Genomic DNA, 4429 nt, shown 5'->3' on the forward strand with positions numbered 1-4429 from the left:
CGTGCCCTGCGCGATCCGGCGGATGGGTGCCTCGAGGCGCTCGCTGACTTCGAAGCTGTCCTCGCCCTGCAGGAAGGTGGGGACGAAGTGGGACTCTGGGCGTCAGTGGGGCCTGTCTCCCGGACGGCATTCCAGCTCTGCTGCACTGTCCTGGCGGGTGTCGGTCTCAACGCGTACATTCGGGGCAGCAGAGCACGCACGTCAGATCAGATCCCCACAGGCAGCACGACCTCGGGTACGGGTACATCCACCTCTTCCTCGCCTCGGCCGCCAAGGTCCACGTAGACAGGGCCGGCGATCCCGGCACTGGCGAGTGCGTGGCGTCCCGCCGCAGAGATCAACAATTGACCACTGCCGACCCTGGTACGGAACAGTGGCGGCAGCGAACTGCCGGGCTTGAGGGCGTAACCGTACACGACCGTCTCTTCTGGCGTGTCGCCGCGCGACATGGCCGAACGTGACTCGTCCAGCACGTCAAGATGTTCAGTCAGTTGCACCAGCACGTAGCTGCGATCCGCGTCAGGCAGACGGCTGACATACCAGGCGTCGCCCAGCGGCAACGCCTCTCCCCGGTAATGGAGCGCGTCGACGATCGCCACCGGGTGTGCAACGTGGGGGAATGCTCCCACGCTCAGCAGGGTGTCCAGCATCTGCCGGGACATCACGGGCCAGCGCAGGTCGTTCACTGGATAATGGGTGTAGCTGACCTGACCGAACGTGGCCCCGAAGACCGTTTCGCCGGTCACGTCAGGGGATTCGGTGCCCTCAGGCCAGTTGGGCAGATCCGCGTCATCCGGGCGGCGCTCCAGGACGATGTCGGTGTCGGCGTCCATGTCATTCAGATGCTTTTCTTCCCAGTGCAGTTGGTATGCCTCTGTCATGCCACAGTCTCCCCCAGGTGCGGAGCGGCGGTCAGACGACCGTCCTTCATTGGCGCCGCACCGCTCTTGATGAGTGTGCGGAGTTGGTCGGCGAGCGTATCCGTCGTCTGCTGCATGATCCTTCGAGGGACGAGGTCCAGGCTGCCGAACTGTTTCTCCAGGTCAGCCGTGAGCTTGTCCATCCGCTTGGCAACGACGAGGTCGAATTCCGGGTGGCTGCTCCAGTGGCCTGCGTCGCCTCCGGTCCTGTAGGCCTCCTTGCCAGGCAGGCCCATCAGGTTGCGGGCGCGGTCAAGGTCCACGCCGGCCCGCTGAGCGGCCTGACCCAGCGCATGGTCGCGCATCAGGTTATCCGGGACGAGGTGGTGGATCTGATGGCCCGGTTTCAGGGGACCATAAACACGCGTGTAGTTGTTGCGCATGGTCGTGGGATTACTGAGACGCGCGGACGTCGTCTTCAGTGCGAAATTCCCCTTCGAGTCGATCGTCAGCGGCGCGTAGAGATCGTCGTCACTGAGGCCCTTATTACGGGAAATGACCGGCTTACCGCCGACGGTGCGGACGTGATAACCGGCTGGCAGATGCCTGGGATCGAACTTCTTGCCCAGGATGCCTCTGACGTTGGGCCAGTTCTTTGGCAGTCGGCTCAGGACCTCGTTTGCCACTACCTTCCGGCTGGCCTTCGCAGCCGCTTCTAAAGCTGCGAGAGGACGTCCAGTGAGCTTTGCGAGTTGCGCCGTGACGACCCTGATCTCCTGCTCGAGTTTCGCGATCTTCGCAGCGAGCTTACTACCCTTGATGGGCTTGGCGATCGCGTCTCCAAGACCCGGAATCATGCTCACGATAGACAGGCCAGCACCGAGCCAGTCACCTCGTGCAAGGCTGATGGCCGCACTGATGCCGTCGCTGATCGGGGTTGGGTCCACCAAGCCGGCCACGTCGGCTGCGGCTGCCGTCAGGTCCAACGCAAGTTCCTTGTTGAGGCTGTCCAGCCTCTTGCGCCACTTGGCGATATCGGTGGCCGATCCCGGGGCGCGCTGTAAGCCCCGCAGACTCGCGGCTGGAGCGAGTGGCTTCAGCCGGCCGTCCGCCCGCCTGATCGGCCCTGCCCCCGCCAGTTGTGCGCCCATCTTGCGCGCCTCTGCTTCCAGTCCGGCGTCCGGGTCGATGCCGGTGCCCACCCGGCCCTGGCTCTGCTGCACCGTGTGCGTGACCTCGTGCGCCAGGAGTTCCAGGCCGCTCTGCGTGTTCGGGTTGAAGCGCCCAGAGCGGAAGAAGATGTCCGTGCCCGTCGTGAAGGCGATGGCGTTCACGCCCTTGGCCAGCTTGTCCGCTTCGGCGTCGTCGTGAATCCGCACGCGGCTCAGGTCGTGGTTCAGCCCCTGCTCCAGGTGACGCTGAATGGCTTCCGGGAGCGGGTTCCCGCTCCCACGCCGGGCCTGGATGCGGGCCAGGACCGGCTGGGTCGCCTCGGCGTCCAGCTCCGCGAGTTGCCGCTGAAGGGTCCGCAGGGTGTCAAAGTTCAGGCTGGCCTGATCCTGCGCCTGGAAGCGCTGCAGGGTCTCGTCGACCGCCCGCTGAAGAGGCAGGCGTTCCACCGGGGGGATCAGGTTCAGCACCACCCGGGCGACCGGGGTGCTCACCGGATGGCGCTGCAGGATGGCGAGGTGCTCCCCGTACGCGGCGTAGCGGGTCTGGGCGTCTCCCCGGTCTGAGCGGAAGCCCTGTGCGAGCGTCTGGGCGACCTGCCGTTGCAGGGCCGTGAACTGACTGCTGCTCCGGGCGTCCAGGGGTCGCCCGGCGACTTCCTCTGCGCGCAGGCGCATCACGGTCACCCAGTCGCCCGGTGTGGTCGGTTTTGCCGGAGCCGTCAGCGATCCGGGCGGGCGCGGCGCGGACGTCACCTCGCCCAGTGAGGTGATCTGACGCTGAACCTGAGTCTGCTGCTGGCGGAGGCGCGTCTGCTCCTGACGGTCCAGGGCCGCAGCACGCAGGACCGGCATGACTGCCTGCCGCTGCAGGGTCTGCGGCCGGGCCGTGAACCGCTGCAGCGCCTGTTGCGTCAGGGCCAGCAGATCGGCGGGCGCCTGTTCAGGCGGCACCACGATCCGCCGGGGCGTAGCCTGGACCCGCTTAACCCTGTGAACACGCTCGGTCATGACCCGCAGCCTACCCCGCAACTGACCCGCTGGCGAGCAGATCTGAGCATGACTCCCCGAAACAAGCACCGGGTTCCAGCACGTCAGGTGCATGGCCAGTGTCAGGCACGCCCCCCGACACCACTCTCTGAGACCCACCCAGGTTTACGGGGTGGGGTGGTGCCCAGACGCGAACAGAGGACTTCGAGTGGACCTACGTGGTCTATCCCCGTCGCCGTCGTCACTTGTCGTTGGAGAAACGGTCACCGACAGCTTTCGAGGAGCAGCCCCCCCCTTCCGAACCGAATCTCCACCCACCCCGTGTCAGGTCACCTACAGGGACAGGTGCAGGCGGAGGGCGGCGTCAAGCTGTCCCATCAGGGACGCTGGGACGGCCCCGACGGGCTCGGGGCCCAGGCGACTGAAACTGATGGTGCGGATCTGCTCAGCCTGGGCTTTGCTGTCCTGATCCAGTCCGGTCTGTTCAGCGGGGAGGAGAACTTGAAAGTCGTAGACCCGGGTGACGTTGGAGGTCAACGGGACGATGGTGATGGCTCCGGCCCCGAGGCGGTTGACGGTGCGGTTCAGGCTGTTGGCGCTGACGATGACCACGGGGCGGCGTTTGTTCGCTTCGCTGGCACGCGCGGGGTCCAGGTCAGCGATATAGATGTCACCGCGCTGCATCAGGGCCGTCCTGCAGGCCGTCGGCGACTGTGTGATCCCAGAGGTCGGCCTCGCCGCTGCCTTGCCACTCACTCAGGGCGGCGGCGTACTGGGTTTCCAGTTCCTGGTCCCGGAGGAGGGTCAGGGCCTGGGCCACCACTTCCGAGCGGGAACGCAACTGGTGTGTTTCCTGGTAGTGCGCCATGAATTCCAGCAGTGAGGCGTCAAGACTCACACTCATCTTCCCAACAGTCATGCAGCCATTTTATCCTACTTTTGGTAAGAAAAATGGTGAGCATTCGACTGCTTGGTCTTTCCAGCAATTCCGACTCCAGCGGCGAACACCCGCGACAACGGATGTTCTGCATGGCCTGAAAGAAGGCCAGGTAGAGCGACACAAAGCGCTGCGAAAGACTTCCATGAGGACGCTGCAGGGTGTCGCCCACCGACTGACGGCCGACACTCGCATACTCAGCCCCGTTGCCAAAGTGAACCGGCGGCCCACACTCCACGGCCGTCTGCCTGTCCTGCGCGCTGAACGGATCTCAGCCGTCAGAATCTCGCCGCCGGCGACGTGAACTACTAAAGTGCGTTGGAGATCGTCAAGCACCCTTGGGCTGGCAACACGAGGACCTGGGCGCCAATCGACCAGCCACCACCTCCCATCTACGGGTAGTTGGCTGGAACTATGCCTGACACCACTGAAATGGGAGCGTCCGGGGCCTATCCCCGGACGTGTCAAAAGAG

At 65.0% G+C, this 4429-nt stretch carries 4 protein-coding genes; all 4 read right to left on the minus strand.

Features of this window, described 5'->3' with window-relative positions; genetic code table 11:
* Positions 1 to 206: 206 nt before the first annotated feature.
* Entirely contained in the window at positions 207 to 881 is a 675-nt protein-coding gene (locus QZ271_RS13995) for a hypothetical protein (RefSeq protein WP_291432503.1), read from the minus strand.
* The gene (locus QZ271_RS14000) at positions 878 to 3040 is read right to left on the minus strand and encodes a DUF4157 domain-containing protein (protein WP_291432505.1); all 2163 of its coding nucleotides are present in this window, start codon (positions 3038 to 3040) and stop codon (positions 878 to 880) included. Before QZ271_RS14000 ends, QZ271_RS13995 begins: the two co-directional genes overlap by 4 nt.
* A gap of 312 nt (positions 3041 to 3352) precedes the next feature.
* Positions 3353 to 3703, minus strand: coding sequence for a type II toxin-antitoxin system PemK/MazF family toxin (locus QZ271_RS14005; RefSeq protein ID WP_291432507.1), 351 nt, complete (start codon positions 3701 to 3703; stop codon positions 3353 to 3355).
* Complete coding sequence (locus tag QZ271_RS14010) at positions 3690 to 3938, minus strand: hypothetical protein (RefSeq protein ID WP_291432509.1); 249 nt, start codon at positions 3936 to 3938, stop codon at positions 3690 to 3692. Before QZ271_RS14010 ends, QZ271_RS14005 begins: the two co-directional genes overlap by 14 nt.
* Positions 3939 to 4429: the final 491 nt, after the last annotated feature.

It is taken from the genome of Deinococcus sp. (genome assembly GCF_018260555.1).
Lineage (GTDB): Bacteria > Deinococcota > Deinococci > Deinococcales > Deinococcaceae > Deinococcus.

Bases quoted from the DNA above. Each gene is read 5' to 3' on its own strand.
- QZ271_RS13995 (WP_291432503.1), bottom strand. From the start codon at position 881: ATGACAGAGGCATACCAACTGCACTGGGAAGAAAAGCATCTGAATGAC.
- QZ271_RS14000 (WP_291432505.1), bottom strand. From the start codon at position 3,040: ATGACCGAGCGTGTTCACAGGGTTAAGCGGGTCCAGGCTACGCCCCGG.
- QZ271_RS14005 (WP_291432507.1), bottom strand. From the start codon at position 3,703: ATGCAGCGCGGTGACATCTATATCGCTGACCTGGACCCCGCGCGTGCC.
- QZ271_RS14010 (WP_291432509.1), bottom strand. From the start codon at position 3,938: ATGACTGTTGGGAAGATGAGTGTGAGTCTTGACGCCTCACTGCTGGAA.